Source organism: Streptomyces sp. NPDC001549, from assembly GCF_042894025.1.
Lineage (GTDB): Bacteria > Actinomycetota > Actinomycetes > Streptomycetales > Streptomycetaceae > Streptomyces > Streptomyces kutzneri.
In genome coordinates, this window is record NZ_JBIAVJ010000021.1 from 118,768 (window position 1) to 145,452 (window position 26,685).

Sequence of the window (26,685 nt, forward strand, 5' to 3'; positions counted from 1 at the left end):
GTGTTTGTCGGAAGATCGGCGCGGGTCGTGGGGATGGTGCGGTTGCGGCCACATCATGACGAATGTATTCAGATCCGCCCGTCCGAACATCGTGAATCGAGGCACCCCGTCATGACCCACCGCAGCATCCTCACGTCGATCTGGACCTCTGTCCTCGCCGCCCTGGTGGCCCTCCTCTCCGGCTTCGGCCTCGCGGCGAAGCCGGCTTCGGCCGTCGCCCCCGCCCCCGCCCCCGCCGCTGCGGGCACCGCCACCACCGCCGTACGCCGGCCGGCCGTCGCGGCCCGGCGGACCTGGCGGGCGATGATGCGGGGAGGCTCGCTGCCGCCGACCATCAAGCAGCGGATCCACGCCGAGGCGCACGGCAAGACCCCTTCCGTACGACGTTCCACCACCGCCGCGGCCATGGGTGCCGGTGCCGGAACCGCCTCCCGGACGCTGACCTCGGCCGCCGCCCCCGCAGCGGCACACACCGCGGTACCTGCCGCCGCCATCGCGGCACCCGCCGCGGAATCCGCAGCACCCGCGGTCGCCACCGGTGCCGCCCGGGACGCGCTCGCGCTCGCCGCGTAGCCCCGCAGCCCCGCAGCCCCGTAAGCCCGTAAGTCCGGTACATGCAGTCCACGAGAGCGCAGGGCAGTCGCAGGGTCCGGCTCGCAGGCGTACGCGCCGCCGCCGGGCAGGAGCAAGGACGAGAGCAGCGGCGAAAGCGGCAGTAAGACCAGCAGAGACCGGCAGTAGGTGCAGCAGTACGAGGACCAGCGGGAACGAGAGCAGCAGCAGGCCCGGTAGCAGGCGCTGGAGCCCGGTCGGTCGTGACCGTGGATCGCGCTACGTGGGTGCCCCCAGGGCGGGGCACGGATGGATCACCCTGGCTTGCGCCGGGGCGCGCGGGGGCGCGCAGGGGGCGTGAAGCTTGGTATTGCAGGGCTGCAGGCCCGGGAGACGGTGGGGTTCCCGGACGGCGCGGCCCTTTTCGGCATGTCCGGGACAGGCGGTCTGACGGAACGCTTCATCCCTTGTGTGGCGTGGGGTTCAGCTGCTTCCAGGGTGCTGACCTGGGGCTTCGGGGGCGCGAATGAGGTTTATCCGATGTTGGTCATACTTGCGGGGGAATCGGGGACTCCGCGGTGGTTCGCCGGGGATTCGGTGGGCAACTCTGGTCTCGCGACGTCGTCACCACACGGAACGAACGACCGAGGCGGTCGGCCAACTGCCTTGGAGCAAGTCCCACTTCGGTTTCTGGAGGATAAAGACATGGCAAGCATCCGTACCGCCCGCGTCATCGCCGCCGCCGCCGCGCTCCCCCTTGCCGCCGCTCTCTTCGGCGGGGTGGCGTCGGCCGACAACGGCTCCTTCGCGAACGACGGATCGAATGCGAGCGTCGCCGGCATCATCGGCAGTGGCGTGGGCGGCGACAACAACGGCAACTCGTCCACGTCGCAGCAGGTGGCCACCGGTTCCGGCGCATCCAACCAGAACAACACCGCTCAGGTGAACGGCTCGGCCTTCACCGCGATCAACCAGTCCAATTCGACCGTCGCGGTCAACTTCTTCCCCTGGTGATAGCCGCGGCCTGAGCCGCTCCGATTCTTGAGGGCGCCCGTGCGACCGGACCGGCTGGGGTCCGGTAGCGCGGGCGCCCTCGCGCATGTCCCCCGACCTTGACACCGCGGGTGAATCTGACGGACAGTCAGGTTCCCTCGATGATGTGATGCCGGGAGGCCAGCGCCGTGCACCTCGCTCCGACCGAAGGCCAGTTGCGGCTCCGCGCCGAACTGCGCGCGTACTTCAAGGACCTGCTGCCGGACGGCCTTCCCGACGACCCGGACCGCCAACGCGAACTCCTGCGCCGCACAGGCGCCGACGGGCTCCTCGGCCTCGGCTGGCCCGTCGAGTACGGCGGCCAGGGCCGCGGCGCCGACGAGCAGTTCGTCTTCTTCGACGAGGCCTACCGGGCCGGTGCCCCCGTCTCCATGGTCACGCTCAACACCGTCGGTCCGACCCTGATGAAGTACGGGACCGAGGAGCAGAAGTACTATTTCCTCCCCCGGATCCTCGCGGGCGACATCGTCTTCGCCATCGGCTACTCCGAACCCGAGGCCGGCACCGACCTCGCCGCCCTGCGCACGCGCGCGGTCCGCGACGGATCCGACTGGCTGATCGACGGGCAGAAGATCTTCACCTCCAACGCCCAGAACGCGGACTGGATCTGGCTCGCCTGCCGCACGGACCCCGAAGCCCCCAAGCACAAGGGCATCTCGATCATCCTGGTGCCCACCGATACCGCGGGCTTCTCCTGGACCCCGATCGACACCGTCGGCGGGCTCACGACCACGGCCACGTACTACGACTCCGTCCGCGTGCCCGCCGGTCGTCTCGTCGGCCCCGAGCACGGCGGCTGGGGTCTGATCACCAACCAGCTCAACCACGAGCGCGTCGCCCTCGCCGCCATCGGCATGCAGGCCGAGGACTTCTACGCGTACGCGCTCGACCACGCCCGCGCCCCCGACCCGGTCACCGGCGACCGGCCCGCCGACCTCCCCTGGGTGCAGTCCCGGCTCGCCGAGGCGCACGCACGCCTGGCCGCCGTACGCCTCCTCAACTGGCGGCTCGTCCAGGACGTGGGCAGCGGCGCCCTGGCCCCCGGTGACGCCAGCGGGGTGAAGTTCCTCGGCACCGAGTCCACCGTCGAGGTGTACCGGATGTGCCAGGAGGTGGTGGGCGAGGAGGCCCTGATCCGCGGGCCCGCGGCCTTCGCGGGCGGCGAGCTCGAACGGATGAACCGGGCCGCCCAGATCAACACGTTCGGCGGCGGGGTCAGCGAGGTCCAGCGGGAGATCGTCGCCATGATGCGGCTCGGCATGAAGGGGAGGAAGCGATGACGGCGGACACGGACGTGAACGACGTGGACGTGGACGACGCGGCCGGGGTCGCGGCCGAGGCCGAGGAGGCAGCCCGGTTCCACACGCTGCTGGCGGCCTTCGAAGGGCAGCCGGCGGCCACCGCGGGCCGGGGCAAGGACGTGGTCAACGAGCCGATGATCCGCCACTGGTGCGAGGCGATGGGCGATGCCAACCCCGCCTACACCGGCCCGGACGCCATCGCGCCGCCCACCATGCTCCAGGCCTGGACCATGGGCGGTCTCTCCGGCCACGCGGACCGCTCCTCCGCCTACGACGAGCTCCTCACGCTCCTCGACGGCGCCGGCTTCACCTCCGTGGTCGCCACCGACTGCGAGCAGGAGTACCACCGCCCCCTGCGTCCCGGCGCCGCGATCACCTTCGACGCCGTCATCGAGACCGTGTCGCCCCGCAAGACGACCAAGCTGGGCACCGGCCACTTCGTGACCACCCGCATGGACGTCCAGGCGGACGGGGAGCTCGCCGGCACCCACCGCTTCCGCATCCTCAAGTACGCTCCCGCCGCCAGGCCGGTGCAGCGGCCCCCGGCACAGCGGCCCCCGTCGCAGCGCCCCCGCCCGGTGATCAACCGCGACAACCAGGGATTCTGGGACGGGGTGCGCGGCCACAAGCTGCTGATCCAGCGCTGCACCTCCTGCTCCACCCTCCGCTTCCCCTGGCTCCCCGGCTGCAACGCCTGCGCGAGCCCCGACTGGGACACGGTCGAGGCCTCCGGCGCCGGCACGGTGTTCAGCTACGTCGTCATGCACCACCCACCCTTCCCGGCCTTCGACCCGCCCTACGCGGTCGCACTCGTCGAGCTCGCCGAAGGAGTCCGGATGATCAGCAACATCACGGGCGTGCCCTACGACAAGGTGCGCATCGGCCTCCCCGTCCAACTGGAGTTCCTGCGCGTCGACGCCGGCCTCGAACTCCCCGTCTTCCGCGGGAGCCATGGCTGATGGACTTCCACCCCACCGAGGAGCAGGCCGCCGCGGCCGGCCTCGCCGCCCGGATCCTCTCCGATCTCGCCACCCACGAGCGCCTCGCCGAAGCCGGCACCGGCAGCGACGCCGAGCTGTGGAAGGCCCTCACCACGGCCGGACTGACCGCCGCGGTCGAGGAGGTCGGCCTGCTCGGGCTCGTCCTGCTGCTGGAGGAACAGGGCCGCACCACCGCGCAGGTCCCGTACGCCGCCACCTGCGTGTACGGGATCCTCCCCGTGGCCGCCCACGGTACCCCCGAGCAGCGCGCCCGCCTGCTGCCCGCCCTCGGCACGGGCGAGGCGGTGGCCACCGGAGCGTTCCCGGCGCGCGGCCGGATCACCGCCGACGGCGGCCGGCTCACCGGGACCGCCCCCGCCGTGCCGTGGCTGCGCGACGCCACGCACGTACTGGTCCCGGACGCGGACCGGGCGCTGTGGCTCGTACGGACCGACGCGCCCGGTGTGCGGACCTCCCCGGTGGAGACCACCGCCCCCTGGGCGGCGGGCCGGCTGACGCTGACCTCGGCCGAGGGAGAACGCCTCGGCTCCGACGGCGCGTACGAGGACACGCTCGCCGCCGCCCGCACCGCCTTCGCCGGGCTCCAGGCGGGCGTCTGCGCGGGCTCTCTCGCCCGCGCGGTGGAATACACCTCCACCCGGGAGCAGTTCGGCAGGCCGCTCTCCACCAACCAGGGGGTCATGCTGCGCGCGGCCGACGCGTACATGGACACCGAGGCGATCCGGGTCACCACGTACGAGGCGGCCTGGCGCATCGACCAGGGGCTTCCGGCACACGAGCACGCGCTGACGGCCGCCTGGTGGGCCTCGGAGGCGGGCAAGCGGGTCGTGCACGCGGGCCAGCACCTGCACGGCGGCATGGGCGCCGACCTGGACCACCCCGTCCACCGGCATTTCCTGTGGGGACGCCAACTGGACGCCTACCTGGGCTGCGGCAGCGAGCTGCTGGCCGAGCTGGGGGCCTCGATCGCCGCGTCCACCGCATTCGCTTCGAGCGCCGAGGGAGAGCGGGCATGAACGTCGGCGACACGCTGCCGCCGCTGGACATACCGGTCACCCGCACGCTGATCGTCGCGGGCGCCATCGCCTCCCGCGACTACCAGGACGTGCATCATGACGCGGCGCTCGCGCAGGAGAAGGGCTCCCCGGACATCTTTATGAACATCCTGACCACGAACGGCCTGGTCGGCCGGTACATCACCGACCACCTCGGCCCGCGCGCCGTCCTGCGCAAGGTGGCGATCCGCCTCGGCGCCCCCAACTACCCGGGCGACACGATGACCCTCACCGGCACCGTCACCGCCGTCTCCGGGGCCACCGCCCCCGGGGCAACCGCCTCCGGGACCACCATCGAGATCCGGGTCGTCGGCGCCAACGGTATCGGCCACCACGTCACGGGAACGGTCACCGCGGAGGTGCCGGCATGAGCGTCCGCACCCGCGACGAGCTCGGCGGCCGCGCCGCCATCGCCGGCATCGGAGCGACCGAGTTCTCCAAGGACTCCGGCCGCAGCGAGCTCAAGCTCGCCGTCGAGGCCGTGCACACCACCCTCGACGACGCCGGACTCACCCCCGCCGATGTCGACGGCATGGTCACCTTCACCATGGACACCAGCCCCGAGATCACCGTCGCCCAGGCGGCCGGCATCGGGGACCTGTCCTTCTTCTCCCGTATCCACTACGGCGGCGGCGCGGCCTGCGCCACCGTCCAGCAGGCCGCCCTCGCCGTCGCCACCGGGGTCGCGGAGGTCGTCGTCTGCTACCGCGCCTTCAACGAGCGTTCCGGGCGCCGCTTCGGGTCCGGGGTCCAGCAGCGGGAGCCCTCGGCGGAGGGGGCGGCGCTCGGCTGGTCGCTGCCCTGGGGGCTGCTGACCCCCGCCTCCTGGGTGGCCATGACCGCCCAGCGCTACCTGCACACCTACAACCTCACCCCCGAGGCATTCGGGCACGTCGCGGTCACCGACCGGCGGCACGCCGCGAACAACCCCGCCGCCTACTTCCACGGCAAGCCCATCACCCTTGCCGACCACGCCGCCTCGCGCTGGATCGTGGAGCCGCTGCGGCTGCTCGACTGCTGCCAGGAGACGGACGGCGGCCAGGCCGTCGTCGTCACCACGACCGAGCGCGCCCGGGACCTGAGACACGCCCCCGCCGTGATCACCGCGGCCGCGCAGGGCGCCGGGCGCCGCCAGGAGGGCATGACCTCCTTCTACCGTGACGACCTCACCGGGCTGCCGGAGATGGACGTGGTCGCCCGCCAGCTGTGGCGGACCAGTGGGCTGCGGCCCTCGGACATCGACGTCGGCATCCTCTACGACCACTTCACCCCCTTCGTGCTGATGCAGCTGGAGGAGTTCGGCTTCTGCGCGCCGGGCGAGGCCGCGGATTTCGTGGCCGCGGACGCACTGCCGCTCAACACCCACGGCGGCCAGCTCGGAGAGGCGTACCTGCACGGGATGAACGGCATCGCCGAGGCCGTCCGCCAGCTGCGCGGCACCTCCGTCAACCAGGTCGCGGGGGCGGCGCACGCTCTTGTCACGGCCGGTACCGGGGTCCCGACCTCCGGTCTGATCCTCGGCGCCGACGGCTGAATTCCGGGACCCGCGGCCCCCGCCCCCTCCACCTTCAGGGGGTAGGGGCGGCCCTGTTCCTACAACCTGAGGTGGATCCACCATCGGCACCTGCGGCCGATCCCAGGGAGGGTGGGCGCTCCTAGCGTGGAGACATGACCACGCCTGTGTGCACGCTCGCCTCGAATCCGACGCCGTACCCGTCGTTCTCGGCGTACGTCCGGACCCGCGGCACGGTCCTGATGCGCACCGCGCGCTCCCTCACCGCCAACCCGTGCGATGCGGAGGACCTGCTCCAGACGGCCCTCGCGAAGACGTACGTGGCCTGGGACCGGATCGAGGACCACCGCGCCCTGGACGGCTACGTCCGTCGGACCCTCGTCAACACCCGTACCTCCCAGTGGCGCAAGCGCAAGGTCGACGAGTTCGTGTGTGACGAGCTTCCGGAGACCGAGGCGCTTTCGGCCTGTGATCCCGCCGAGGCGCAGGCGCTGCGCGACGCGATGTGGCGCGCGGTGACCCGGCTGCCCGACCGGCAGCGGGCCATGGTCGTCCTGCGGTACTACGAGGATCTGAGCGAGGCGCAGACGGCGGAGCTGCTCGGAGTCTCGGTCGGCACGGTCAAGAGCGCGGTCTCGCGCGCGCTGGGCAAGCTCCGCGAGGACCCGGAGCTCCTGCCGGTCCGGTGAGACAGAGGGTGTTTCACGTGAAACGTGAGGACGTTCGGGATGTTTCACGTGAAACACGCCCTGGTTTCTACTCCCGGGTAGTGACATGCCGACCGGTACGTGCGCAGAATCGGCAGCATCCGTAGCCGCCGCAGCGCCGCAGCGCTCACCGGGAGGACGCTTTGCTCAGCACCATGCAGGACGTACCGCTCCTCGTCACCCGCATACTCCGACACGGGATGACGATCCACGGGAAGTCCCAGGTCACGACCTGGACCGGGGAGGCTGAGCCACACCGCCGCAGCTTCGCCGAGATCGGCAACCGCGCCACCCGTCTCGCCGGCGCCCTGCGCGACGAGCTCGGAGTGCAGCAGGACGAGCGGGTCGCCACCCTCATGTGGAACAACGCCGAGCATGTCGAGGCGTACTTCGCGATCCCCTCCATGGGCGCGGTCCTGCACACCCTCAACCTGCGGCTCCCCCCTGAGCAACTGGTCTTCATCGTCAACCACGCCGCCGACCGGGTGGTGCTGGTCAACGGCACGCTGCTGCCCCTGCTCGCGCCGCTGCTGCCGCACCTGCCGACCATCGAACACGTGGTGGTCAGCGGCATCGGCGACCGCTCCGTCCTCGAAGGCCTGAACGTGCGGGTGCACGAGTACGAGGAGCTCCTCGCGGGCAGTTCCGACAGCTTCGAATGGCCCGAGCTGGACGAGCGCCAGGCGGCCGCGATGTGCTACACCTCCGGCACCACCGGGGACCCCAAGGGCGTCGTCTACTCCCACCGCTCGCTCTACCTGCACTCGATGCAGGTCAACATGACCGAGTCGATGGGGCTGACCGACAGGGACACCACCCTCGTCGTGGTCCCGCAGTTCCACGTGAACGCCTGGGGGCTGCCGCACGCCACCTTCATGACCGGTATCAACATGCTGATGCCGGACCGGTTCCTGCAGCCCGCCCCGCTCGCCGAGATGATCGAGCGGGAGAAGCCCACGCACGCCGCGGCAGTCCCCACCATCTGGCAGGGACTGCTGGCCGAGGTCACCGCCAACCCGCGCGACCTGACCTCGATGAAGCAGGTCACCATCGGCGGCGCGGCCTGTCCGCCCTCCCTGATGGAGGCGTACGACAAGCTCGGCGTCCGCGTCTGCCACGCCTGGGGCATGACCGAGACCTCGCCGCTGGGCACGATGGCGCACCCGCCGGCCGGCCTGAGCGCCGAGGAGGAGTGGCCCTACCGGATCACCCAGGGCCGCTTCCCGGCGGGCGTCGAGGCCCGCCTGATCGGCCCCGCCGGCGACCTCCTGCCTTGGGACGGACAGGCGGCGGGCGAGCTGGAGGTGCGCGGAAACTGGATCGCCGGCTCCTACTACGGTGGTGCGTCCGGCGAACCCTTCCGGCCCGAGGACAAGTTCAGCGCCGACGGCTGGCTCAAGACCGGCGATGTCGGCGTGATCAGCGCCGACGGCTTCCTCACCCTCACGGACCGCGCCAAGGACGTCATCAAGTCCGGCGGCGAGTGGATCTCCAGCGTGGACCTGGAGAACGCGCTGATGGCACACCCCGAGGTCGCCGAGGCCGCGGTCGTCGCCGTCCCCGACGAGAAGTGGGGCGAGCGCCCGCTGGCCACGGTCGTCCTCAAGGAGGGCGCGAGCGTGAACTACACGGATCTGCGTGAGTTCCTCGCCCAGACCGTCGCCAAGTGGCAGCTGCCGGAGCGCTGGACGTTCATCGAGGCGGTGCCGAAGACCAGTGTCGGCAAGTTCGACAAGAAGGTGATCCGCAAGCAGTACGCGGACGGAGCGCTGGCCGTCACCAAGCTCGACTGACGACCGGGGGCCTGATCGACAAGGCACCCCCTAACCCCGGGTGAGCCACGGCCGCAGCAGCCTGCTGATCGCGGGCATGGCCACGTAGGTCATCAGGGTGCTGAACACGACGGCGAAGGCGGCCGTCCGCAGTACGAAGTGCAGATCCACCAGGTACGGCCCGAGCACCGCGTTGCCGATCAGCGAGATCGGGAAGATGGCCAGCCCCGAGCTGATGACCATCTTCCACCGAGGCGGCGCGGGCCGGGTCGTACCCGGCTTGGCGAACCAGGTCTCCATGCCGTGCAGTTCCCGGCGGGCTATCTCCGTGTGGTGGTGGCCGAGGCAGTTGGAGAACCACTGCGCCCGCTCCGGGGAGTCCTGCCAGCGCTGGAACGCGGCCTGATTGCGGAAGCGGTGGACCAGGAACCACGGCCCGCCCTCCGCCGCCGGACGGAAGAGCCCGTACCCGAGGTGGTCCGGGAAGCCCGCGGCCGTCTCCAGGATGCCGTGAGCCCAGGCCTCGAAGGTCTCCTCGTGGCCGGGCTCCACCTGCCGTGCGATGAGCAGATTCACCTCCCCGTTGTCGGCGGGGACGGTGTGCTCGCTCGTGTTGATGATGGCCATCGGCCCAGGATTACTAGTTGGTGCCGATCTTGGCCAGCAGGTCCACGATGCGACCCTGGACGTCCGCCGTGGTGGACCGTTCCGCGAGGAAGAGGACGCTCTCGCCGGAGGCGAGCCGCGGCAGTTCGGCCGGGTCGATGCCGGTCGCGGTGTAGACGACCAGGGGGGTTCGGTTCAGCTGCCCGTTGGCGCGCAGCCAGTCCACGATCCCGGCCCGCCGACGGCGCACCTGCATCAGGTCCATGACCACCAGGTTGGGCCGCATCCGCGTCGCCAGTTCCACGGCGTCGGTGTCGGCACCCGCCCGTGCGACCTGCATGCCGCGCCGCTCCAGGGCGGCGGTCAGCGCGGTCGCGATCTCGTCGCGCTCCTCGATCAGCAGCACCCGGGAAGGGTGCTGTTCGCTGTCACGCGGCGCCAGCGCCTTCAGCAGCACGGCCGGATCGGCGCCGTACGCCGCCTCGCGCGTGGCATGCCCCAGCCCGGCCGTGACCAGTACGGGGACCTCCGCGGCCACCGCGGCCTGGCGCAGGGACTGCAGAGCCGTCCGGGTGATCGGCCCGGTCAGCGGGTCGACGAACAGCGCGGCGGGGAACGCGGCGATCTGCGCGTCCACCTCCTCGCGGGAGTGCACGATCACCGGCCGGTAGCCGCGGTCGCTCAGCGCCTGTTGCGTCTGCACATCGGGCGCGGGCCACACCAGGAGCCGGCGCGGGTTGTCCAGGGGCTCCGGCGGCAGCTCGTCGTCCACGGGCCGCGGCACGGGCCGGTTGACGACCTCGACGGCGCCGCCCGGGCCGTCCAGCGGCTCGGGGCCCTCGTCGGAGCCGGCTTCGGGCGCCCCTATGGCGAAGGCGCGGCCCTGCGGGGCGGGCTCGGCGAGCCGGCGACGGCGGCCGGAGCCGGAGGTCGCACCGGCCCCGGTGGCCGGGCCGGAGCCGCCCGGGTCGACGGAGATGCCCTGGCCGAGGGTGCCGAGGGCGCGCACGCTGATCGGCTGCGCGGCCTGGCCCTCCGCCGGGGTGTCCTGCGGCCGACGCGCACCGGGGAGCGCGACCTGGCCGGAGGCCTCGTCGTCCTCGGGAGCGGTACGGGCCGCCGGAACCGGCCACGCCGGGGCGCCGGCCAGCGCGCGGCGCCGCCCGGTCGGGTTCTCGGGGGATTCGTCGGGCTGCGCGGCGGCGGCAGCAGCGGCAGCGGCCTCGGGCTCGTCGGCCGGGGCGCCCAGAACCCGGCGACCACGCCGTCCGGCCGGGGCGTCGGAGTCGGCCGCGACGGGAGCCGGTGCCGGTGTCGGGCCGGCAGGCAGCGCGAAGCCGCCCTCGGGCGCGATGGGCCGCGCGGGAGCGGGCGCCGGCCCGAGCCCGGTCGCGGGGACGGGGCCGCCGGGCTGCGCCGGACCGGCCGGACCCAGTGCCCGGCGCCGCCCGGCGGGATGCTCCGTCACCGGAACCGGGGGCACCGCGGGCACTGGCGGGAGCGCGGGCATGGCGGTGCCCTGCGGGGGCACGGGCCGCCCGGGGCCGTCGTGCCCGCCGGTGCCCTCGGCCTCGCCGCTGCCGTCACCGGCCCGGCCGCGCCGGCGTCCGGTGCCCAGTCCCGCCGGGTTCACCGGGGACTGTGCGAGTTCGGGGCCCGTCTCGGGAGCGTCGCCGGCCTCGCCCGCGCGCCGCCGCCCGGAAGGCAGCGCCAGCGCGCCACCACCCTGTGCGGCCTGTGCGGCCTGTGCGGCCTGTGCCGCCTCGGGGCCGGGGGTCTCGTCGTCCAGGAAGGCGTCCACCCCGCGCCGGCCGCGCCGGCCGCCGGAGACCTTGCCGGGAGCCGCGCCCCCGGCCGTCCCCGCACCGTCCGTGGTCGGACCGGCCGGGGGCTCCTCCGCCGGCTCCGGCAGGGTCACCGTTCCGGCACCCGAGCCGAGCGGGAGCTCCAGCACGTACGCCCCGCCGGGTGCGCCCGGAACCTCCACCGTCTGCAGCACGCCGCCGTGCGCGGCCACGATCCCCCGCACGATCGGCTCGTGGACCGGGTTCCCGCCCTCGTACGGCCCGCGCACCTCGATCCGTACGACATCACCGCGCTGCGCGGCGGCCACCACGATCGTCGAATCGCTGTAGCCGCTGCCCTGGCGGGTCTTGCCGGTTGCGTCCACCCCGGCCACGTCCGCGACCAGGTGGGCGAGCGCGGTCGAGATCCGGTCCCCGTCCACCTCGGCCTCGATGGTCGGCGCGTGGACGGCGAACTGCACGCGGCCCGGACCGATCAGCTCGACGGCCCCGTCGACGCCCGCCGTGACGACGGTGTTGATCAGGACCTTCTTCTTCGCGAGCCGGTCCCGGCCGGTGTCCAGGCGCTGGTAGCCGAGGACGTTGTCCACCAGCGTGGTCATCCGTGAGTACCCGGCGGCCAGGTGGTGCAGCAGCTGGTTGGCCTCGGGCCACAGCTGTCCGGCGTCGTCGGCTGCCAGCGTCGCCAGCTCACCGCGCAGCTCGTCCAGAGGCCCCCGCAGGGATTCACCGAGGACGGCCATCAGCTGTGCGTGCCGCGCGGCGAGGGCGTCGTAGGGCCGCCGGTCGGTGAAGGTCATGACGGCGCCGACGAGCTGCTCCCCGTCCCGTACGGGCGAGGTGGTCAGGTCGACGGCGACCGGCTGTCCGGCCTTGTTCCACAGCACCTGCCCGCGGACGCGGTGCTTGCGTCCGCTGCGCAGGGTGTCGGCGAGCGGGGACTCCTCGAAGGGGAAGGGGGAGCCGTCGGCGCGGGAGTGCTGGATGAGGCCGTGCAGTTCGCGGTTGCCGAGGTCGGTGGCGCGGTAGCCGAGGATCTGGGCGGCGGCCGGGTTGACCAGCACCACCCGTCCGTCGGTGTCGGTGCCCACGACGCCCTCGGCGGCGGCGCGCAGGATCATCTCGGTCTGCCGCTGCGAGCGGGCCAGCTCGGCCTCGGTGTCCACGGTCTGCGAGAGGTCACGGACCACGAGCATCAGCAGCTCGTCGCCCGTGTACGAGGGCTGTGGCTCGCGATAGGCGTCGCGTCCGTCGAGATGGGCGCTGGTGAGCTCGACGGGGAACTCGGAGCCGTCGGTACGGCGCGCGGTCATCCGCTTGGGTTTGGCGCGGCCGCCCTCGTCCTCGCCGGGCCGGCGCATGGAGCCGGGGATCAGCTTGGAGTCGAACTCGGGCAGGAGGTCGAGCACGCCCCGGCCGACGAGCCCGGTACCGGGGCTCTCCATGATCTCGAGCGCGATCGAATTGGCGTTGACGACCGTGCCGTTGGCGTTGACGAGCAACAGCGCGTCCGGAAGAGCGTCGAGTATTGCTGCGAGGCGAGCAGCGCCTCGGGATGGCCTGCTGCTCACGACGAGCTTCCTCCCTGACCAACAACTACCGGCAAGTCACGGGAGGAGTCTAAGGCCACAGGCCCGCGATGGGGTGGCCGATGTATGGCGGATACCGCCCATCCCGCGCATCCTCCCAGGTCAGGAACGCCCACTCGGAAGCAGAGGTTCCAACTCGTCCCAGCGGCGGATCTCGCATCCGTTGGTCCGCCGGAACGTGGCGTCCACCTTGTGGCCGTTCCAGGTTCCGGTGATCCGGGCGGTGGCGGGGCCCCCGTGCTGCATGGTGCAGATCTGCCGCCTGGAGACGGGGGTGAAGGGGTCCTTCCCCTCGCGGGCGAACTGATCCAGCCGGGCGCAGGCCCCTTCCGCCTCCGGGTGGTCGCCGCCGACGGGGCCGCATTCGAGCCGGTACTCCCGGTCCAGCCGACGGTTCCCGGTGTCGGCCATGGCGATGGTGAGGCGGTCGGGTGTCGCCAGCAGCCGGCCCAGCGGGAGCGGGGGCAGTGGCCCGGCCACCGTGGCGGCCAGGGCGGAGGTGACGGCGAAGGCGGCGAGACGCAGCATGGGGCACTCCAGGTCGTCCGTACGTCGTACGCCTGCCCAACGACGCAGGCGCGCTGACGTTGCGTGCCGCGGCTGCTTTAAGGCTTTGCCCTCCGCCCGTCCCGCCTAGTACCGTAGGAGCGGATTGGTGAGGGGCCCTGCGCCTGTGTCATCATCTGCACGCACCCTCGTACGCGGGGGTGTGCTGGAGGCGTCGCCTAGTCCGGTCTATGGCGCCGCACTGCTAATGCGGTTTGGGTCTTACCACCCATCGAGGGTTCAAATCCCTCCGCCTCCGCACCTCATCGAAGCCCCGGTCCTGACGGACCGGGGCTTCGATGCGTTCCCGGGCGATCCGGTCCGCTCGGCCCTCTCCGCGAACCCATCCGGATGATCTCCATCCGGCTCGTTTCCGCAGGTCAGCAGTGGTTTGGGTAATGGATTTCGCGTCCCGGCGAGGTCCATGTATTGTTGTTCTCGCAAGGCCAACGGGGCGCAAAACCCCGGGAAGCCCAAGCACTCGTAGCTTAACGGATAGAGCATCTGACTACGGATCAGAAGGTTGCAGGTTCGAATCCTGCCGAGTGCACGCAGATCAAAGGCCCCCTGGAGATTCTCCAGGGGGCCTTTGACATCAACGGGTGACATCAACGTGTGAAGCCGGACCGATCAGGCAGCCGGGGACTCCTCCCGAGCGTCGCCCTCCTCCTCGCCGGATTCGTCAACGCCGAGTGCGTCATCCATCCGGTCGGCGGCGGCCCGCAGCGTCGTCTGCATGACGTGTGCGTACGTATCCAGCGTCATCGTGATCGTGCTGTGCCCGAGCGTCTCCATGATCGTGCGAGCGTCCACACCCTGTGCGAGCAGCAGTGAGGCGCACGTGTGGCGCAGGTCGTGCACGCGGACCCGGCGGACCTTGGCATTGCCGCACAAGATCGTGAGCATCCGGTTCAGGCTGCGCGGATCGGTGGCGCGGCCGGTCGCCGTCGTGAAGATCAGTCCGCTCGGCTGGTGGGCGACCGGCTGCCACTTCTCGCCGGCCACCTTCCGGGCTGTCTCCTGCTGCTTCTGGTGGGCGAGCAGCGCGTCCACGCACCGCTTGGGGAGCGACACGGTACGGATGGAGCGCGCCGTCTTCGGGGTGCCGAAGATCAGCTCTCGCCGGATTCGCTGGAGGTTGCGTCGGACCCTGAGCTGTCCGCCCACCAGGTCGACGTCCGACCACGTGAGTGCCAGGACTTCTCCGCGCCGCAGCCCGGTCGAGATCAGCAGGAGCCACAGCGCGTACAGGCGGTGAGGCCGGGCGGTCTTCAGGAGCATCCGCACTTCTGCCGCGTCCAGGGGGTGCACTTCGTCTCGCTTCACGGTGGGTGTCTCCACGATCCGGGCGACGTTGCGCGCCACGAGTTCTTCACGCACTGCCTGCTGGAGTGCCGAGCGGAGCACGGCGTGCAGGTACTGGACCGTTCGAGCTGACGGCCGGCGGGCACAGCACCGACCCACCGCGCAACAGGTCCGGTCCTCCTTGGCGCGCGCGGCATCGGCTCCACGCATGCAGCAGAGACACCCCGCTTTGAAGTCGGCGAGGAACCGTCGGACGTCGGTGGGCGACAGCCGGTTGAGCCGCTTCGTACCGAGCGCGGGACGGATGTAGAGGCGAGACAGCCCCTCGTAGCTGCTGAGCGTCGCGGGCTTGAGCCGGTTCGGCGCGATGGCGGCGAGCCAGTACGTCAGGTACTCCCCGAAGGCCATCGACGACGTCGCGGCCGGGATGCCCTGGCGTGTCTTGTCTTGCAGCTCGATGAGCTTGTCGCTCACCTCCTCGCGGGTCTTGCCGTAGACGAACTTCCGGACCCGAGTGCCGTCCGGCCGGTACACGTAGGCAGCAGCCTGATAGCGGCCGTCCTTGCGCTTTGTGATGGTGCCTTCTCCGTTGGCGCGCCTCTTGGCCATCAGGCGGCCTCCTCAAGCTTGTTGCGCAGGTACGTGTGGAGTGACTCAAGCGGAACGCGCCGTGCACGCCCCTCGGTGTAGCTGGGCAGCGCACCTGAGCGGATCAGGTCGTAGACCTTGCTGCGGCTGAGTCGCAGGGCATGCATGACCTCGGGAACGGTGACGACTTCATGGGTGGGCGGAAGGGCGGTGGACACGCAGCCTCCAGGGATCGGGAATGGCCCTTAGCTCGCTGGGGATCCGCAACAGCCGCAACACCGCAACATGCCTGGTCAGCGGCGTGTGTTTGTTGCGGGTCGCGGATTTGTTGCGGATGGGCGCCGCCACACGCGGGGTGGCGGCGCCCGCGGGGTGGTGCTGGTCAGCCGGCGATGTGGAGCGGGAGTGTGGCGGTTTCCGGGGGCGTGTTGCGGATGTCGGTGGGGGTATCCGCAACAGATTCACCCCCTGTGACCTGCAATGTTGCGGATGTTTTGGATGTTGCGGACCTGAGCGGGGGGAGGGGGCAGTAGCGGGTCCACGCGTCGGAGAGGTCTTCGGCGAAGTAGCCCTTGGGCGTGCCGGAGGGCAGGCGGAAGGTTCGGGGCTTGATGGGCTTGTTCGCCGGGGTGACGTACTGGCTGAGCATCTTGGCCAGGGTCCGGGAGGTGATCGGCTTGTCGTCGAGATCGGCCCACGGGGAGTCGTCCAGGGCGAGGAGGCATTCGAGGATCACGGCGGTGGGCATGCGGTCTGCTCCGGAGAACACCTTGTCCCGCAGGTCGGTCAGCAGCCGGATACCGAGGGACGCTTCCTCGTTGTCGTGGGCGGCGTTGATCAGTTCTACACAGGCGGCGCGGGCCCGCTCGGGCCAGTCGCCGCCGGCGGCGTCGGCGACGGCGAGGAGAGGCTCCCACACGTCGGCGGGCCGGTCGGTGACCCCTTCGGGCATCTCGGGCCAGGCTTCGGAGACCTGGTCGCGGACGGTGTCGGCCCACTGGGCGAGGCGGTCGCGCAGGGCGTGGCCCTGCTTCTCGTGCTGGCGCCGACGGTAGGACTCGCAGGTCTCGTTCGGGGCGCGCTTGCGCATGCGGATGATGACCGAGCGGGACAGGATCGTGTCGGGGAGGGAGCCGAGCCCGGCCATGGCGACCGCGCAGAACGAGGAGAACCACCCGGCGGTCTGGTTGGCTCCGTCACCGACGCAGCGCAGGGAGTTGCCGCCCCGGCGGTAACCGGAGTTCAGGAACCCGCGGACGGGTTCGTTGTCCCCGGCCTTGGGGCCGAACACGGTGTCAATCTCGTCGAAGAGGAGCGTCGGGGGTCCTTCAGGCGCGTCGACCAGGCGGAAGAGCGCGTTCGGGGACGCGTTGACCGTAGTCGCGGCTCGCGGAGTCAAGGTCTCGATGATCTCCAGTGCGCGTGACTTCCCCGACCCCGGCTCCGGGGACAGGAACGCAATGCGGGCGGTCCCGTCGAAAGCGTCGATGAGGTGGGCGTGTGCGTCCCACAGGGTGACTGCGACGTAGGCCGCTTGCCTGGGGAAGACGTTGAAGCGGCGGTGGAAGGCCTCCACCTCGTCGAACAGAGCGGCTCCGTCGATGGGTGCGGCCTGGGGCTTGTGGTCGCTCATCAGGCGGCCTTCCCTTCCTGGGATACGAGCAGGGGGCAGGTGGTGCGGTGATGGTTGTGGTCGGTGATCAGTGCGAGCGCGCGTTGCTGGCCTGCGGCGAAGAGGTCCCGGCCGCACTGGCACCACGACCGGACGGACGGGGTGACGCCGCGACCAGGAGTGACGATGTGGAGCCAGGCGACGGGCCGGCGTCCGTCGTCGGCGTGGGGGTCAGGGCGAACAGATGAAGGGACGCCTTCGGCGACGACCTTCGGCGCGCTACGGCCGTCGGGGGCGGGGGCTGGTTCGGCGGGGCGGATCCCGGGAGGGGTGGGGGTGGGGCCTTCCAAGGGGGGATGGGGTTGGGTGGTCATGCGGTCTTCCGGGCGCGGACCGTGCGGGCGGAGCTGTCGAGGGCGCTGCGGATCGTGGCGCGGCACTCGGCCACGGTGAGTCCGCGCTCTTCCCCTGCCGCTTGGAAGGCCTCCTCGACCTCGTCGCGGGGGAGGTCGCCCCATGCGACGAAGCGCCCCACCTTGAAGGCGCTGCGGTTGAGCGTGTTGTTCGCCTGCTTCGCGGGCGCACTGCGGACGAGGTCGCACTCGGCGTCCAGTGCTGCGCGGGCCGCGGTGCCGCTGCGGACCGCTCCGGGCATCCGGAGGCAGAGCGGGCGTGGTGTCGGGGGCTGGAGGAGGGCCAGGAGCCAGGCGGGGAGTGCGGCGACGGGTGAGTCGTCGGTGACCTGGTAGGCACCGGCCGCTGTGGTGCTGCCGGGGGCGACGACGTATCCGCCGTGGGCGCGGGTGTCGATGAGCGGGGCGAGTCTGCCTGCGGTGTTCCCGAGGCGGATTCCGTCGGGGGTGGTGAAGTACAGGTGGGTGCCGCCGGAGGGAGTCCGCACGGTGAGGGTGGCCGGGACGGTCTGCCCGGCGCGCTCGCAGAGCGCCAGCAGGTTCTCCGCGCCGCCAGGCGCGTCCTGACTGCTGTCGGGCTTGGGCATGTCGAGGTCGATCACGATCAGCCCGGCGGGGCCGGTGGCCAGGCCGATGTTGTACGGCTTGTGGCTCCAGCACCGGACGATGAGCGCCTCGTCGGTGGTGGCACGCTGCTCCCACTTCACGTGCCCGTCGCCGCATACGCCGGTGTGGGGGCAGCGGTCCTGGCGGTGCAGGGCAGGGTTCTTGGCCCCGGGGCGGAGCGGGAAGACCGGCCAGCCCCGGGCGGCAATATCGCGGGCCGCGTGCAGCACGTCGTTCATGCGGCCGCTGCCGGGGTGAGGGCGGCGAGGTGGGTCAGGGCGTGGGCGCCGATCCAGTGGGTGTAGGCGGGCGGGATGCATTCGCGGATCCCGTCCCGGTTCATCCACGGCACTTCCATGACCTGGCGGGCCAGGTCGACGCCGGAGAAGTTCCCGACGAACTGGCCGTACCAGCCGTCGGGGACGGGGCGGCCCATCTTGGCCTGCGGGACGGTGTGGGCAGGGTGCGGGAGCTGGGGGAGGGTGAAGCCGCCGCCGGTCTCGAAGTACCGGTGCCGGTAGGTGCGCAGGCCGAACATGGCGCCGCAGAGCATGACCGGCTGACGGAGCTTGTGGGCTGCGCCGCGGACGTTCTCCATGACCCACGGCCGCCCCGTGGCGTTGAGCGCGTAGCGGGTGGGGCCGATCAGGTCGGGGTGGCTGTTGCCCTGGATTCGCTGGCAGTCGGTGTCGTGCTGGCAGGGCGGGGAGGCGTGGATGAAGGCGAAGCCGGCGCCGAACTTCGCGATGTAGTCGATGGCGTCGGACTGGTGGAAGCCGAGCGGGTAGCGGGTCTGTGCGTTCTTGTCGACGCCGGTCACGTCGAATCCGGCGCGGTGGTAGCCCATGCCGGCGCCGCCCTGGCAGCAGTACGCGTCCAGTAACAGGGGCCGGTGCTCTCGCGGGATGTCGGTGGGGTGGGTCATGCTGGATACCTCCAGTAGGTGCTGGATGAGGGCGGCCCCGGTCATTGGCGTGAGGGGGCCGCCTTCGGCGTTCAGCGGTGGTTGACGGTGCCGTTGGCGCGGCCGAACATCCCGGACGCGCTGATGTGCTGGGTGATGTGCGTGGTCGGCCGGGCGGTGGTCCGGCGGGGCCGGGCTACGGCGACGACTGCTCCGGCGGCGATGAGGGCGACGGCGGCCCAGAGGGCTTCGGTCAGGGCGATCAGTCCCGGTGCGGCGTAGGCGAGGCCGGCGGAGGCGGCCGCGATGCCTCCGCCGACAGTCGGGGCGAGGAGCGCGGTGGTCTTGGCCCACGCGGGGACCGGCTGCGCGGCCGGTGCCTCCGGCTGGGCGGTGTAGGCGAGGGTGTGGGTGCCGTCGGGGAGGGTGACGTACTGGACGCCGGGCGGTATCTCGGCGGGCAGCATCCGCGGTTCGGGGACGGCGGGCGGGTAGAGGATCGCGTCTCCGTACCGGAGCGGCGCCGGGGTGGTCGGGTGGGCGGGTTCGTAGGTCATGGCGGACTCCAGGGGAAGGCCGGCAGGGCCCGGGCCGGGGTGGCTGGGGCCCTGTCTGGGCGGGATGTCTGGGGTGTCAGGGCGGGTGTCTGGTGGGGGTGTCTGACGCGTCAGACACCCGTCTGACACCCCTCGCGCGCACGTATGACCTGTGTTTGGGGCTGCTGGCCTGGCAGGGGTGTCAGACACCGTCTGACGCGTCAGGCCGCTGCCTGGTACGGGACGATCCGGTAGCGGCCGACCTCGCTGGTCTCGGCGAGACGGCCGGCCATGACGAACTGGGCGACCTGTCCGGAGACCCAGGAACGGCCGCGGCCGTAGCGGTCGCAGTAGGCCATGAAGTCCGCCGGGCCGACCACGTCCCGGCCCTCGTCCTCGAACTCGTCGAGGACTTCCTCCATCGCCGCGCGGGCCTCGGCGGTGCTGATCTTCGGACGCGGTTCGTCAGCCGGCGGCCGGGCCGCGAACTGGACGACCTGCTCAACTGGGGGGAGTTCCTGCTCCGCGTCGATGGACTCCCCCTCCACGTAGTCGTCCTCCTCATCGACCTCCCGGTCGTAGTCGTCCTCGCCGGGGTAGTAGCCGTCCTCCTCGTCCTCGTCCGGGCCGTAGCCGTTGGGCATGGTGTTCTCCGGCTGGTCGGTGTTGCCAGGCAGCGGGTAGCGGGTGCGGCCGGTGAACGCCCGGTCGGCGGAGCGGGCGGCCGCTCCGGCGGTGACCGGGTCGATCGCGGCGCGGGTGCCGTCGAAGGTGACGGTGACCCAGTTGAGGTAGTCGACGCTGCACAGGTAGTCCCGCATGGGGGTGGCCCACGCGTGGTTGGGGACGCCGTTGGCGACGAGGTAGGAGTAGCCGGGCTTCTTGTCCTTCCACACGTGCGGGGCGGCGCCGGCGTCGAGGACGTCGTCGTCGAGGGCGAAGCGGGCGTCCTGCTCGGTGCGGACGCCGTGGCACCAGGAGGAGCCGAGGGAGCCGCGGGTGTCGGTGGAGACCTGGTTGCCTGAGGCCCGCTGCATGGACAGGACGATGGAGACGCCGGCGGAGCGGGCTTCCTGGGCGAGGCCGGTGAACACGTCGTCGTCGGTCTCACGGATCGTCTTCGCGGCTTCCTCGAACCAGGCGACGAGGTAGGGCATGCCAGGGGAGCCGTCGGTCTGGGGCGCGGCGCAGGCGGGGACCCATTGCTTGTAGCCGTACTTAGCCAGCCACGCCGTCCTCGCGGGGATGACCGCGGTGAGGGCTTTGATCATGGATTTGGTGGAGGGCATGTCGAGGGCGGCCCAGTCGATCGCGGGCAGGAGCGGGCCGAGGGTCTGCTCTGCCTTGGACGGGTCCGACGCCCACACGATCACGTCCCGCCGGGTCAGGATCTCCGCGAGCGCGGTCAGCCCGCCCTCGGACTTGCCCGAGCCGGTCATGCCCATGAGCAGGAGCATCATGGCGTTGCGGGCCTCATCCGGGTCGCCCGGGAACCACATGACCGCCGGCGTCCCGTCCTCGTAGATCCCGACGACGACGGGGTAGCTGATCGACTCCCCGGGGGCGCTGGGGCCGGGGCAGGGCACCGTGTTCTTCAGCAGGTCCAGCGGGACCACGGTCAGCATCACCCTGGACGCTGAGTCCGGGTTCTCCTGGATCCGGATCGCAGTCTTCGGCACGTCCAGCGCGCCCGCGATGCGGGTCAGGTTCTTGCTGACGTCGTCCGGAGTCAGTTCGCCGCGCGGCAGCTGCAAGTCGAAGGAGGCCTTGTTCGGTCCGACTTCCGTGCGGAGGACCTGGGTCTTGGCCAGGCCGACCTTCTCCAGGAATCCGCCGTCCGTGCCGGCGGTGGTGCCTTCGACGTTCTTGCGAAGGATCTGGCGGATGTTCCATGACAAGGCGAGGGCGGGGGCGCCGATGAAGTACAGCTCTCCCAGCGGCCCCGCTCCGGGTCCGGCGATCGCCGCGGCGGTGAACCAGGTGGATGCGGCGGCGACGGTGACGGCGGAGTGCAGGCGGCGCTGCTGGGTGGTCGACTTGCCCGCCCACCAGGTCAGGCCGGTGAGGGCGACGGAGGCGAGGGTGAGGCCGGCGGTCACGCCGGGCTCGCCGGACCAGAAGTAGTGGGCGGGCAGTGAGGCCAGGCCCGCACCGGTACCGGCGAGCCACGGCGGCAGGTGGGGCTTTGCGCGGTGGAGCAGGTACTCGCCGATCCCGCCGCCCTCGCCGTGGGCGTCGTACTGCTGCCGGGTGTCGTCGGCCGTGGTGGTTCGGGGCATGTTCTGACCTCCCTGCGATCAGGTGTCGGTTAGCCGTTGAAGTCGAAGCGGCGGCCCTGGCGCGGGCGGGCGTGCGGGGCGAGCTGGGGGTCGAACTCCCGCTGGAACGCGGCGTAGGTGGCGGCGAGGTTCTTTGCGGTGCCGAGGGCGTCTTCGGCGGCCTTCTTCATCCGCCGTGACACCCGCCGGGCCCGGGCCCGGGAGCCGAACGGGCGGCCCTCGGGGTCCGGGATCTCCTTGAGGACGGCGTTGAGCATCTCGGCGGCGTTGGCCAGCTCGAACGACATCTGCAGGAACAGCCCGCGGCCGCCCTCGCAGTAGTTGCGGATGTCCACGTTGGAGAAGAACTCCGGGTCACCCAACGGGGAGTGCATCCGCCCGCCCCGCTGACCCTGCCCGCCGCCCTGCTGGCCGCGGCTGTTCCGCGGGCCCCCGCCACCGCTCTGCACGCCCGGGTCGCTGATGTGGAAGTGGTACTCCCGTGACTTGCTGCGGTTCGTCGTCCGCGACCGCGACTTGCTGCCGGGGGCGCCGGCCGGGCCCGGCTGCTGCCACGGACCCTGCTGCCATCCGCCCTGCTGCTGGCCGCCGCTGCCGTTCTGGGGACGGCGGGGGCCGGGGGTGCCGTTGTTGGGCATCCAGGTGTTGTTCGACATCAGCGGGTCCCCTTAGCGGTGAGGGTGGAGCGCAGGCGGGCGAACAGCCACGTGATCTGGGCGTGGAGGGTGATCAGCGACCACAGGCCCATCAGGACCGGTTCGGCGGGCCCGACCCACAGGGCCAGGGCGAGCCAGGTCAGAGAGGCCAGTGCGAGGACCGCCAGGGAGGTGCGGCGGGCGCGTTCGGCGGGTGTGCCGGCCGGGCGGCTCTTGGCCTTCCAGCCCTGGATCGCCAGCGGGATGGCGGCGGCCGGGGCCGCTGCGAGCGCGGCCCACGGGGTGATCAGGTGGACGATGCCCGTGACGGGCAGCAGCAGGATCGCGAGGCCGGTCGGGGCCCAGGTCCGGCGGTGCTTCCACACCCAGCGGCCGGACGCGGCGGCGGCCCGCTGGGTCAGGGTGGGGTCGTCGGAGACGACCACGATGATCTGCGGCCCCTGGCGGTGTCCGCGCTGGCGGGGGATGTGAACGGTGGGCGCGGCGCCCTTCGCGGTGTGTGTGCGGGTACGGCGAGACACAGCAGAACTCCTTCAGGCAGCAGAGAGGGTTCGGGCGGCGCGCTGTTCAGGGAAGTCGTGGCAGGCCACGCACATGCCGAGCGAGGCCGGGATCACGTACGGGAGGTGATCGCGGCAGACCGGGCACCGGCGGCGGGCCGCGTCCGCCTTGGCGAGCGCCGCCCACCGGTTCGGGGTCATCGGCCGGACCGGCTTCGCGAGGTCGATCCGGTACAGGTAGGCGACCAGCGGGCCCCGCCGCCGGCGGGGCCGCTCCAGCTGGGCTACAACGTCCTGGCCGCCGGGCCGGAGCCCGGCAGCGCGGAGCTGACGACGGGTGGCCAGACCCTCAGGCGCGAGGCGCCACTGGTAGACCGGCAGGGTGCTCATCGGCCGAGGGCCGGAGCGGTGGCGGCGTTGCCGTCGCGGTGTTCCTGGTAGCGGGCGGAGGCCCAGCCGACCGACCAGCCGGACAGTTCCGCGGCGACCCGGACCGGCACCCCGGCCGCGAACGCGGCGGCCACGGTGGCGCGTGCCTGCTCCTCGGGCAGCTTGGCCGGCGGAGGTCCGGCGGCGAGGAGGGCGGCGCGTTCACGCTCCATCCGCTCCTGTTCACGGACCCGTTCACGGCGCTCACGCTCGGCCTGCTCCTGGGCCTCCAGCTCGCGCTGCTGCGCGGCTTGACGCTCCAGGCGTTCACGTTCGGCCTCGGCCTGTTCACGCTCGTGTTCACGGCGTTCAGCCGCTTCCCGCTCCGCCCGGTCGGCAGCCTCGGCCCGCTCGGATTCCTCGCGCCGGATCCGGTCCTGCCGGTCGGCTTCCTCGCGGGCCAGACGGGCCTCGTGGTCACGTTGTTCACGGGCGGCCCGGAGCCGGTTCTCCTCCCGCTCCGCCGCCGCCCGTTCCCGGACGTCCTGCTCGGCCCGCTTGCGGGCTTCCACGGCCAGGATGGCCGTGGTCAGGGCCCGCCGGTAGGCGAGTCCTGCTTCCGCGGTGACGATCAGGAGGAGTGGGGCGACGGAGTGCACGGCGACCCCGACGAGGTCTCCGGCCAGTGCGGATACGCCGATGTTCAGGGCGAGGGTCATGGTTCCGGTCATCCACCGCAGCGCCACCGGCCAGGCCCCGCCGTGCCCGCTGAGACGGGCCAGGACGGAGTCGAGGCGGACCACGATGACCACCGCCGCGTCGACGACGAGGGGCAGGATCGGGGCCGTCCACTGCCACTCAGCCGGCGTGTGGGCGGCCATGAGGGGGGTGACGGTGAGGACGGAGTAGAGCATGGCCCCGCCGACGATCAGCCACGTTCCGACCGACAGGGCACGCTCGGATGAACGGATCTGAACACGGTTCACGATCCGCCCTCCGCCCGTGAACGCTCCCCGTCGGAGATGAGGATCTTGGCGAAGCCGATCAGCTGCACGCGCCCGCCGGAGTAGGTGGTCTCGGCCCTCAAGACGAGAGTGCGGCCACCCTCCTGAACACCGTGAGACACCTTCCGGGACGGGATCCCCAGAGCCACACACCACGTCTCGAACCCGTCCAGGTCATCGTGGAAGGCGAGCTCCAGCACGTCGGGGCAGACCTTGGAGATCGACACACTCGGCACCGGAAGGTGCCGGTAGCGGTCCTCGAAGATGCGCAGCGCCATCAGCGGCGCGGCCATGGCCGAGAGGGGCATCGGAGTGCTCATGCAGCACCGCCCGGCATGCCCACAGCGGCGGCGGCCTGGTTGGTCAGGTCCCGGCGGATGGCGAGCATCCGCCGACGGGCCCGGCGGATCCGCTGCTCGTCCAGCTCGGACGGCACCCGGTCCAGAACGGCGATCTGCGCGTCGAGCAACGCGACCCGCGCCTCGATGAGGGGCATCTCGCGCTCGATCGCCTCCAGCTCCGCATCCGACGGCTCCAAGCCGTCGGACCACGGGGTAACAAGGTCCTGAAGTGCGGCGATGGACTTCATGGGTCTTGCTCCTTCAACAGAGGAACGGGACTCAGCAGCCCTCGGCGCGGGAACGCCGGGGGCTGCACTGCGTTGGCTCAGGCCAGGGGCACACTTGATCCTGCTGCGCCTCTTGCTCAACTTGTTGGTACAAGCTGATGCAGTGATGTTGCACCCACGGACAGTGAGTCGTCAAGGGATTGGGGCCCACATGTACCAACAAGTTGAGCGAGTGCGTCATGATGGGCAGATGAACAAGCAGCCGAAGTACCGGCAGGTTGCCGACGCGCTCCGTCGGGAGATCGACAACGGCGTCTACCCGCCGGGATCTCGCCTGCCATCTGAGAGTGAACTCTCAGTCCGCTTCGACGCGTCGCGGAACACCGTGCGGTCGGGGCTGAACCAACTGGTCAGCGAAGGGTTGATCTCGTCCAGCCAAGGGCTTGGGTATGAGGTTCGCAAGCACGAGGTGTTCGAGTTGAACGCGTCGCGCTTCGAGAACCTGACCTTCGAGCAGAACGGCGACGCCTACAACACGGACGTCACCAACGCCGGACGCCGACCGAGCCAGACGTTTCGGGTTGAGATGACGCCGGCCACTTCGTACGTCGCCGAGCGACTGACCGTGGATGGCGGCTCGACCACGGTTCTCCGCTTCTGTCATCGGTTCGTGGATGACGTGCCGTGGTCAACGCAGGCGACGTACTACCCGGATTGGCTGGCCAAGGAGGCGCCCCGGCTCGCCGAGCCGGGCGATATCGCGGAGGGGACGACGCGGTATCTCGCTGCTGCCGGCATCGAGCAGATCGGGTACTTTGACGAGATCGCCACTCGGATGCCGACGCCGGATGAAGCCCGCCTCCTGGACATAGGAGCCGGCATTCCGGTGCTGCTCTGGACCCGTACGGGCTACTCGGACGAGCGGCCCATCCGGTGCACGATCACTACCTTCCGGGGCGACCTCAACCGGATGAACTACGAGATCGGTGACCTGTCCGCCCGACCCGAGAACGAGCCGACGTGATCATCGAGAGTGCGACACCCGCCGACGTGGCCAAGCTGCTCGCCTTCCGTGAGGAGGCAGCAGCCTGGCTGAGTGAGCTTGGCTCCGACCAGTGGCGCCGCCCGTACCCGGCGGACCGGCTGCTGGCCACCATCGAGGCCGAGACAGTCTTCATGGTCCGTGATGGGGATGTCACCGCCGCGACGATCACGCTGACGCATGATGCTGAGGCCGGATTGTGGTCAGGCGAGGAGCTCGCCGAGTCGTCGATGTTCGTGAACAAACTGACGGTTGCTAGGACGCATGCGGGACTCGACCTCGGCGGGCGGCTGCTCGATTGGGCCGGCGACCGGGCGTATCGTTCCGCCGCGTCATGGCTCCGTCTTGATGCGTGGACGACGAACGCGGACCTACAGCGCTATTACCTGCGCCACGGCTTTGAACACGTCCGCACTGTCACGGAAGGTGGGGCGGTGAACGGCGGGCCTCGCGTCTCGGGGTGGCTTGCTCAGCGTCCGGCACGGCTCGATGCGGGCCATGGCCTCACGGACAAGACGACCGCGCCGACATCTATCCGGACGGTCTGACATCAGTCGCTGACATCAACGTCCGCGCACACCAGCAGACAGCCGTGGACGTGGCTCCGCTCTGACGGTCCCTCAATGGCTCAGGCGGGAGAGGTTGACCTCACCTGCTCAGCGCGATCGTTAGTAGTAGAGCCATAGGGGGAATGAGCCGGTCCTCGTGTCAAGTGTGAACATCACTTCGCCTGGGCCTTGTGCTGGAGGCTGATTCGCCAATGTTGCGCACGACTCCGGGCTTCCAGCGTTCCCATTCCAGTG

28 protein-coding genes and 2 tRNA genes are annotated in these 26,685 nt (G+C 71.1%); 13 read left to right on the forward strand and 17 right to left on the reverse strand.

The window, feature by feature from the left end; genetic code table 11:
* Positions 1 to 111: 111 nt before the first annotated feature.
* The 9 genes from ACFY04_RS29590 to ACFY04_RS29630 all read left to right on the forward strand — a co-directional run bounded on the left by ACFY04_RS29590 (position 112) and on the right by ACFY04_RS29630 (position 8,975).
* A complete protein-coding gene (locus ACFY04_RS29590; RefSeq protein WP_389121296.1) occupies positions 112 to 573 on the forward strand; it encodes a DUF6344 domain-containing protein in 462 nt (153 codons plus the stop codon).
* 684 nt (positions 574 to 1,257) lie between these two features.
* A complete protein-coding gene (locus tag ACFY04_RS29595; RefSeq protein WP_389121298.1) occupies positions 1,258 to 1,566 on the forward strand; it encodes a hypothetical protein in 309 nt (102 codons plus the stop codon).
* A gap of 167 nt (positions 1,567 to 1,733) precedes the next feature.
* Positions 1,734 to 2,885: an acyl-CoA dehydrogenase family protein gene (locus ACFY04_RS29600; RefSeq protein ID WP_389121300.1), complete on the forward strand. Its 1,152-nt coding sequence runs from the start codon at positions 1,734 to 1,736 to the stop codon at positions 2,883 to 2,885.
* The gene (locus ACFY04_RS29605; RefSeq protein ID WP_389121301.1) at positions 2,882 to 3,865 is read left to right on the forward strand and encodes a bifunctional MaoC family dehydratase N-terminal/OB-fold nucleic acid binding domain-containing protein; all 984 of its coding nucleotides are present in this window, start codon (positions 2,882 to 2,884) and stop codon (positions 3,863 to 3,865) included. Before ACFY04_RS29600 ends, ACFY04_RS29605 begins: the two co-directional genes overlap by 4 nt.
* Entirely contained in the window at positions 3,865 to 4,923 is a 1,059-nt protein-coding gene (locus ACFY04_RS29610; protein ID WP_389121302.1) for an acyl-CoA dehydrogenase family protein, read from the forward strand. Before ACFY04_RS29605 ends, ACFY04_RS29610 begins: the two co-directional genes overlap by 1 nt.
* Entirely contained in the window at positions 4,920 to 5,333 is a 414-nt protein-coding gene (locus tag ACFY04_RS29615) for a MaoC family dehydratase (protein WP_389121305.1), read from the forward strand. Before ACFY04_RS29610 ends, ACFY04_RS29615 begins: the two co-directional genes overlap by 4 nt.
* Positions 5,330 to 6,496: a lipid-transfer protein gene (locus ACFY04_RS29620; RefSeq protein WP_389121307.1), complete on the forward strand. Its 1,167-nt coding sequence runs from the start codon at positions 5,330 to 5,332 to the stop codon at positions 6,494 to 6,496. The genes ACFY04_RS29615 and ACFY04_RS29620 overlap by 4 nt, the downstream gene beginning before the upstream one ends.
* Positions 6,497 to 6,630: 134 nt before the next feature.
* Positions 6,631 to 7,164: a SigE family RNA polymerase sigma factor gene (locus tag ACFY04_RS29625; protein ID WP_389121309.1), complete on the forward strand. Its 534-nt coding sequence runs from the start codon at positions 6,631 to 6,633 to the stop codon at positions 7,162 to 7,164.
* Between the two features lie 161 nt (positions 7,165 to 7,325).
* Positions 7,326 to 8,975 carry a long-chain fatty acid--CoA ligase gene (locus tag ACFY04_RS29630; protein WP_389121311.1) on the forward strand — a complete coding sequence of 550 codons (1,650 nt, stop codon included), beginning with the start codon at positions 7,326 to 7,328 and terminating at the stop codon, positions 8,973 to 8,975.
* A 30-nt stretch (positions 8,976 to 9,005) separates the two neighbouring features.
* On the opposite strand, the gene ACFY04_RS29635 is transcribed toward ACFY04_RS29630, so the two are convergent.
* From ACFY04_RS29635 to ACFY04_RS29645, 3 genes are all read right to left on the reverse strand, one after another.
* Complete coding sequence (locus tag ACFY04_RS29635) at positions 9,006 to 9,581, reverse strand: antibiotic biosynthesis monooxygenase (protein WP_389121313.1); 576 nt, start codon at positions 9,579 to 9,581, stop codon at positions 9,006 to 9,008.
* Positions 9,582 to 9,594: 13 nt separating this feature from the next.
* On the reverse strand, positions 9,595 to 12,936 hold the full coding sequence (locus tag ACFY04_RS29640; RefSeq protein WP_389121315.1) for a PAS domain-containing protein: 3,342 nt from the start codon (positions 12,934 to 12,936) through the stop codon (positions 9,595 to 9,597).
* Positions 12,937 to 13,056: 120 nt separating this feature from the next.
* Positions 13,057 to 13,482: an SSI family serine proteinase inhibitor gene (locus tag ACFY04_RS29645; RefSeq protein WP_389121317.1), complete on the reverse strand. Its 426-nt coding sequence runs from the start codon at positions 13,480 to 13,482 to the stop codon at positions 13,057 to 13,059.
* Positions 13,483 to 13,668: 186 nt separating this feature from the next.
* On the opposite strand from ACFY04_RS29645, the gene ACFY04_RS29650 reads away from it, so the two are divergent.
* Both ACFY04_RS29650 and ACFY04_RS29655 read left to right on the forward strand, forming a co-directional pair.
* Positions 13,669 to 13,759: transfer RNA gene (locus ACFY04_RS29650), tRNA-Ser, on the forward strand.
* 218 nt (positions 13,760 to 13,977) lie between these two features.
* Positions 13,978 to 14,050: transfer RNA gene (locus ACFY04_RS29655), tRNA-Arg, on the forward strand.
* Between the two features lie 80 nt (positions 14,051 to 14,130).
* Here ACFY04_RS29655 and ACFY04_RS29660 read toward each other — a convergent pair.
* The 14 genes from ACFY04_RS29660 to ACFY04_RS29725 form a co-directional block, all read right to left on the reverse strand.
* Positions 14,131 to 15,414 (reverse strand): tyrosine-type recombinase/integrase, encoded by a 1,284-nt coding sequence (locus tag ACFY04_RS29660; protein WP_389121319.1) that lies wholly within the window; start codon positions 15,412 to 15,414, stop codon positions 14,131 to 14,133.
* Positions 15,414 to 15,611: a helix-turn-helix domain-containing protein gene (locus ACFY04_RS29665; protein ID WP_161290726.1), complete on the reverse strand. Its 198-nt coding sequence runs from the start codon at positions 15,609 to 15,611 to the stop codon at positions 15,414 to 15,416. Before ACFY04_RS29665 ends, ACFY04_RS29660 begins: the two co-directional genes overlap by 1 nt.
* A 164-nt stretch (positions 15,612 to 15,775) precedes the next feature.
* The gene (locus ACFY04_RS29670; protein WP_389121322.1) at positions 15,776 to 17,026 is read right to left on the reverse strand and encodes a DUF3631 domain-containing protein; all 1,251 of its coding nucleotides are present in this window, start codon (positions 17,024 to 17,026) and stop codon (positions 15,776 to 15,778) included.
* Positions 17,026 to 17,379: a hypothetical protein gene (locus tag ACFY04_RS29675; RefSeq protein WP_389121323.1), complete on the reverse strand. Its 354-nt coding sequence runs from the start codon at positions 17,377 to 17,379 to the stop codon at positions 17,026 to 17,028. Before ACFY04_RS29675 ends, ACFY04_RS29670 begins: the two co-directional genes overlap by 1 nt.
* Positions 17,376 to 18,263, reverse strand: a complete 888-nt coding sequence (locus ACFY04_RS29680) for a bifunctional DNA primase/polymerase (protein WP_389121325.1) — start codon at positions 18,261 to 18,263, stop codon at positions 17,376 to 17,378. The genes ACFY04_RS29675 and ACFY04_RS29680 overlap by 4 nt, the downstream gene beginning before the upstream one ends.
* Positions 18,260 to 18,949, reverse strand: coding sequence for an SAM-dependent methyltransferase (locus ACFY04_RS29685; RefSeq protein WP_389121326.1), 690 nt, complete (start codon positions 18,947 to 18,949; stop codon positions 18,260 to 18,262). Before ACFY04_RS29685 ends, ACFY04_RS29680 begins: the two co-directional genes overlap by 4 nt.
* A 71-nt stretch (positions 18,950 to 19,020) precedes the next feature.
* On the reverse strand, positions 19,021 to 19,485 hold the full coding sequence (locus tag ACFY04_RS29690; RefSeq protein WP_389121328.1) for a hypothetical protein: 465 nt from the start codon (positions 19,483 to 19,485) through the stop codon (positions 19,021 to 19,023).
* Between the two features lie 200 nt (positions 19,486 to 19,685).
* Positions 19,686 to 21,743 (reverse strand): plasmid transfer protein TraB, encoded by a 2,058-nt coding sequence (traB, locus tag ACFY04_RS29695; protein ID WP_389121329.1) that lies wholly within the window; start codon positions 21,741 to 21,743, stop codon positions 19,686 to 19,688.
* A gap of 29 nt (positions 21,744 to 21,772) precedes the next feature.
* Complete coding sequence (gene traA / locus ACFY04_RS29700) at positions 21,773 to 22,399, reverse strand: plasmid transfer protein TraA (RefSeq protein ID WP_389121330.1); 627 nt, start codon at positions 22,397 to 22,399, stop codon at positions 21,773 to 21,775.
* Entirely contained in the window at positions 22,399 to 22,920 is a 522-nt protein-coding gene (locus ACFY04_RS29705) for a hypothetical protein (protein WP_389121333.1), read from the reverse strand. The genes traA and ACFY04_RS29705 overlap by 1 nt, the downstream gene beginning before the upstream one ends.
* Positions 22,921 to 22,932: 12 nt before the next feature.
* The gene (locus tag ACFY04_RS29710) at positions 22,933 to 23,289 is read right to left on the reverse strand and encodes an RRQRL motif-containing zinc-binding protein (protein ID WP_389121334.1); all 357 of its coding nucleotides are present in this window, start codon (positions 23,287 to 23,289) and stop codon (positions 22,933 to 22,935) included.
* Positions 23,286 to 24,254: a DUF2637 domain-containing protein gene (locus ACFY04_RS29715; protein ID WP_389121335.1), complete on the reverse strand. Its 969-nt coding sequence runs from the start codon at positions 24,252 to 24,254 to the stop codon at positions 23,286 to 23,288. The genes ACFY04_RS29710 and ACFY04_RS29715 overlap by 4 nt, the downstream gene beginning before the upstream one ends.
* Positions 24,251 to 24,592: a hypothetical protein gene (locus tag ACFY04_RS29720; protein ID WP_389121336.1), complete on the reverse strand. Its 342-nt coding sequence runs from the start codon at positions 24,590 to 24,592 to the stop codon at positions 24,251 to 24,253. Before ACFY04_RS29720 ends, ACFY04_RS29715 begins: the two co-directional genes overlap by 4 nt.
* Entirely contained in the window at positions 24,589 to 24,861 is a 273-nt protein-coding gene (locus tag ACFY04_RS29725) for a DUF6284 family protein (RefSeq protein ID WP_389121338.1), read from the reverse strand. Before ACFY04_RS29725 ends, ACFY04_RS29720 begins: the two co-directional genes overlap by 4 nt.
* Positions 24,862 to 25,090: 229 nt before the next feature.
* Here ACFY04_RS29725 and ACFY04_RS29730 point away from each other — a divergent pair, with 229 nt between their 5' ends.
* Both ACFY04_RS29730 and ACFY04_RS29735 read left to right on the forward strand, forming a co-directional pair.
* On the forward strand, positions 25,091 to 25,864 hold the full coding sequence (locus ACFY04_RS29730) for a GntR family transcriptional regulator (protein WP_389121339.1): 774 nt from the start codon (positions 25,091 to 25,093) through the stop codon (positions 25,862 to 25,864).
* Positions 25,861 to 26,430, forward strand: coding sequence for a GNAT family N-acetyltransferase (locus ACFY04_RS29735; protein WP_389121341.1), 570 nt, complete (start codon positions 25,861 to 25,863; stop codon positions 26,428 to 26,430). The genes ACFY04_RS29730 and ACFY04_RS29735 overlap by 4 nt, the downstream gene beginning before the upstream one ends.
* Positions 26,431 to 26,685 lie beyond the last annotated feature (255 nt).

What these genes read in the sequence shown, in the direction of transcription:
- ACFY04_RS29590 (WP_389121296.1), top strand. Translation starts at nt 112, where the DNA reads ATGACCCACCGCAGCATCCTCACGTCGATCTGGACCTCTGTCCTCGCC.
- ACFY04_RS29595 (WP_389121298.1), top strand. Translation starts at nt 1,258, where the DNA reads ATGGCAAGCATCCGTACCGCCCGCGTCATCGCCGCCGCCGCCGCGCTC.
- ACFY04_RS29605 (WP_389121301.1), top strand. Translation starts at nt 2,882, where the DNA reads ATGACGGCGGACACGGACGTGAACGACGTGGACGTGGACGACGCGGCC.
- ACFY04_RS29610 (WP_389121302.1), top strand. Translation starts at nt 3,865, where the DNA reads ATGGACTTCCACCCCACCGAGGAGCAGGCCGCCGCGGCCGGCCTCGCC.
- ACFY04_RS29615 (WP_389121305.1), top strand. Translation starts at nt 4,920, where the DNA reads ATGAACGTCGGCGACACGCTGCCGCCGCTGGACATACCGGTCACCCGC.
- ACFY04_RS29620 (WP_389121307.1), top strand. Translation starts at nt 5,330, where the DNA reads ATGAGCGTCCGCACCCGCGACGAGCTCGGCGGCCGCGCCGCCATCGCC.
- ACFY04_RS29625 (WP_389121309.1), top strand. Translation starts at nt 6,631, where the DNA reads ATGACCACGCCTGTGTGCACGCTCGCCTCGAATCCGACGCCGTACCCG.
- ACFY04_RS29635 (WP_389121313.1), bottom strand. Translation starts at nt 9,581, where the DNA reads ATGGCCATCATCAACACGAGCGAGCACACCGTCCCCGCCGACAACGGG.
- ACFY04_RS29645 (WP_389121317.1), bottom strand. Translation starts at nt 13,482, where the DNA reads ATGCTGCGTCTCGCCGCCTTCGCCGTCACCTCCGCCCTGGCCGCCACG.
- ACFY04_RS29660 (WP_389121319.1), bottom strand. Translation starts at nt 15,414, where the DNA reads ATGGCCAAGAGGCGCGCCAACGGAGAAGGCACCATCACAAAGCGCAAG.
- ACFY04_RS29670 (WP_389121322.1), bottom strand. Translation starts at nt 17,026, where the DNA reads ATGAGCGACCACAAGCCCCAGGCCGCACCCATCGACGGAGCCGCTCTG.
- ACFY04_RS29675 (WP_389121323.1), bottom strand. Translation starts at nt 17,379, where the DNA reads ATGACCACCCAACCCCATCCCCCCTTGGAAGGCCCCACCCCCACCCCT.
- ACFY04_RS29680 (WP_389121325.1), bottom strand. Translation starts at nt 18,263, where the DNA reads ATGAACGACGTGCTGCACGCGGCCCGCGATATTGCCGCCCGGGGCTGG.
- ACFY04_RS29685 (WP_389121326.1), bottom strand. Translation starts at nt 18,949, where the DNA reads ATGACCCACCCCACCGACATCCCGCGAGAGCACCGGCCCCTGTTACTG.
- ACFY04_RS29690 (WP_389121328.1), bottom strand. Translation starts at nt 19,485, where the DNA reads ATGACCTACGAACCCGCCCACCCGACCACCCCGGCGCCGCTCCGGTAC.
- traB (WP_389121329.1), bottom strand. Translation starts at nt 21,743, where the DNA reads ATGCCCCGAACCACCACGGCCGACGACACCCGGCAGCAGTACGACGCC.
- traA (WP_389121330.1), bottom strand. Translation starts at nt 22,399, where the DNA reads ATGTCGAACAACACCTGGATGCCCAACAACGGCACCCCCGGCCCCCGC.
- ACFY04_RS29710 (WP_389121334.1), bottom strand. Translation starts at nt 23,289, where the DNA reads ATGAGCACCCTGCCGGTCTACCAGTGGCGCCTCGCGCCTGAGGGTCTG.
- ACFY04_RS29720 (WP_389121336.1), bottom strand. Translation starts at nt 24,592, where the DNA reads ATGAGCACTCCGATGCCCCTCTCGGCCATGGCCGCGCCGCTGATGGCG.
- ACFY04_RS29725 (WP_389121338.1), bottom strand. Translation starts at nt 24,861, where the DNA reads ATGAAGTCCATCGCCGCACTTCAGGACCTTGTTACCCCGTGGTCCGAC.
- ACFY04_RS29730 (WP_389121339.1), top strand. Translation starts at nt 25,091, where the DNA reads ATGAACAAGCAGCCGAAGTACCGGCAGGTTGCCGACGCGCTCCGTCGG.